Raw genomic sequence first — 2,297 nt, forward strand, 5'->3', positions numbered from 1 at the left:
AAATATCTCATTAAAATTAAAAGAAAAGTTTGCAAATAAATAACAGGCTTTTTAACTCTTCTACTATTTAATTCAAATATTTTTTCCACCTCTCTAAGTTTATAAAAGTTATTTTGTTTTATTTTATGAAACCTGATTAAAACGATAGATGTCAAAATAGTAGAATTATGCTAATTTCTTGCAAAGGAAAATACAATGCGAAAAACAGGTTTCACTCTGATTGAACTGCTTGTTGTAATTGCAATTATCGCAATACTTGCGGCAATTCTTTTGCCTGCTCTTGCCCGTGCTCGTGAAGCAGCGCGTCGTTCCAGTTGCCAGAACAACCTTAAACAATGGGGTCTTATCTACAAAATGTATGCCAATGAAGCCCGTGGAGGGAAATTTCCGCCCATGCAATTTGAAGCATATTCACATCGCCGTGCAATCATCGCATTAGGACCTATGGTTAATACAATCTACCCCGAATATTTGACCGACCCAGCTATTATTCTTTGTCCATCAGACCCGGAAAATACCATGCAAAGCCTTATTGACCCTGCAACAGGGAAATTTAATTTAGCAGAAGAACGTGACGCTATCGATTTAAGTTATGTATACATAGGTTGGGTTTTAGATAAATGTGAAGATACAGACCCACAAATTGGTATTGCTGATATTATGGCATTATTACCACATATCCCCCATGATTTCGTCCTTGACAATCCCGATGCCACAGGACCCCAACAGTTTGTAGCCCTGTTTATTGGACTTTTTACAAAAGCCATCGGATATTTGCATGGTGGAAGCGGTGAAGCCTATTTCCTTGCAAAAAGTTTCGAATTAGCAGATAGCGATTGTCCTGTCATTAATATTATGAGCAATGAACCCCTCGGAAATGGAAATACCAACACTATCTACCGATTAAGAGAAGGCATTGAACGATTCCTCATTACTGATATTAATAATCCATCCGCAAGCAATCAGGCACAAAGCGAAATTTTCGTTATGTACGATACATTATCCAGCATGGTAAAGTATTTTAATCATGTGCCTGGTGGATGTAATGTTTTATATATGGATGGGCATGTTGAGTTCTTACGTTATCCTGGTAAAGCACCCGTATCACAAGGCTTAGCCTTATTCCTTGGAACCTTAGTCGACCGTGGCAGACATGATGACTAAAGGGAGGTAATTCTATGAATAAAATCTCAAATCTTATCATTTTCATTCTCGTAGCACCTTTCTTCGTTACTATCAATGGATGCGGTCCTTCCGAAGAATATAAGAAGGTAAAAGAAGCCTTAGAACTACATTCAAAAGTCAAAGAAAGAAATGCTAAAATAGGCAAAATTCGTTTCCTCCCACACGATGAAAATCAGAAAGATAAAGACCTACGATTTGAAGCAGACCTGTTAGATGATAAAGGGAACATTATTGGGAAAGCCGAAGGATTTCGTGTGGAAGGGTTTGGCACACGCATATTTCGTGTCCGATATAATGATGAACCTGAACCACCTCCCCGCCAACGTGGACAACGCCCCCGAAGACAAAGACCCCCTACCCCTCCACCCACAACAAATGAACAATCCTCCGTTGACCACTTATCAAATTAAAATACCAAATTTACATACAAATTTTTTTGTTTTTTCACAACAAATAAATAATATATTTCAAACATATTAATCAGCATACTTTAATTAAAATATTAAAGAAAGATATTTTTTCCTTTCTCACCAATTATGTGTTAGATTTGAAGTTGTTGTATAAAAACGAGTTGTGTTTTTAGATGAGAGTAAATAGAATCAAAAGAACTAATGCTAATATAGTATTTAAGAAGTAAAGATTTTTCCTCATTTTATTTTTGATAATACCCCTAAACTACTTTATTTCCCTGTATCACACACCAAAATAATGCATAAACTTTGTTAACAAATTCCATTCGATATATCTATATATAAAGAGAACCTATGGTAACTGAATAGTGATAAAAAAAGAAAAAAAAGCGGCCGAGATCATTTTCTCTTTTTTCCTTTAAGCGATTTTAAATTATCCACAGCATCAGCATCGCCTCGCTTTACCGCCTTCCCAAAACATTCCCTTGCCTTACCATAATCCTGCGGAACACCCCGACCATTATAATACATCACACCTAAATTATACATAGCATCAGCATTGTCTTTTTCTATTACCTTCTCATACCACTGCCGTGCCTTACCATAATAAATTCACTATTTCCACCTCCCTAATCTATCGTATCGTACAGTTCTCTAAATAGTGGCTCCAATACTGTATCACTATCAGGGGAAATGCTTAAT

At 36.4% G+C, this 2,297-nt stretch carries 3 protein-coding genes; 2 read left to right on the forward strand and 1 reads right to left on the reverse strand.

Annotated elements, in window-relative coordinates:
• Nucleotides 1–195: 195 nt before the first annotated feature.
• Nucleotides 196–1,164, forward strand: coding sequence for a DUF1559 domain-containing protein (locus PLJ10_13305; GenBank protein ID HOK10623.1), 969 nt, complete (start codon nucleotides 196–198; stop codon nucleotides 1,162–1,164).
• A 14-nt stretch (nucleotides 1,165–1,178) separates the two neighbouring features.
• Nucleotides 1,179–1,595 (forward strand): hypothetical protein, encoded by a 417-nt coding sequence (locus tag PLJ10_13310; protein HOK10624.1) that lies wholly within the window; start codon nucleotides 1,179–1,181, stop codon nucleotides 1,593–1,595.
• Nucleotides 1,596–1,994: 399 nt separating this feature from the next.
• Here PLJ10_13310 and PLJ10_13315 read toward each other — a convergent pair whose 3' ends face one another.
• Nucleotides 1,995–2,144 carry an SEL1-like repeat protein gene (locus PLJ10_13315; GenBank protein HOK10625.1) on the reverse strand — a complete coding sequence of 50 codons (150 nt, stop codon included), beginning with the start codon at nucleotides 2,142–2,144 and terminating at the stop codon, nucleotides 1,995–1,997.
• Nucleotides 2,145–2,297 lie beyond the last annotated feature (153 nt).

The sequence above is a fragment of the Candidatus Hydrogenedens sp. genome (genome assembly GCA_035361075.1).
Lineage (GTDB): Bacteria > Hydrogenedentota > Hydrogenedentia > Hydrogenedentales > Hydrogenedentaceae > Hydrogenedens.

Excerpts from the sequence above, each read along its gene's own strand:
- PLJ10_13305 (HOK10623.1), top strand. The coding sequence starts at position 196 with ATGCGAAAAACAGGTTTCACTCTGATTGAACTGCTTGTTGTAATTGCA.
- PLJ10_13310 (HOK10624.1), top strand. The coding sequence starts at position 1,179 with ATGAATAAAATCTCAAATCTTATCATTTTCATTCTCGTAGCACCTTTC.
- PLJ10_13315 (HOK10625.1), bottom strand. The coding sequence starts at position 2,144 with ATGTATAATTTAGGTGTGATGTATTATAATGGTCGGGGTGTTCCGCAG.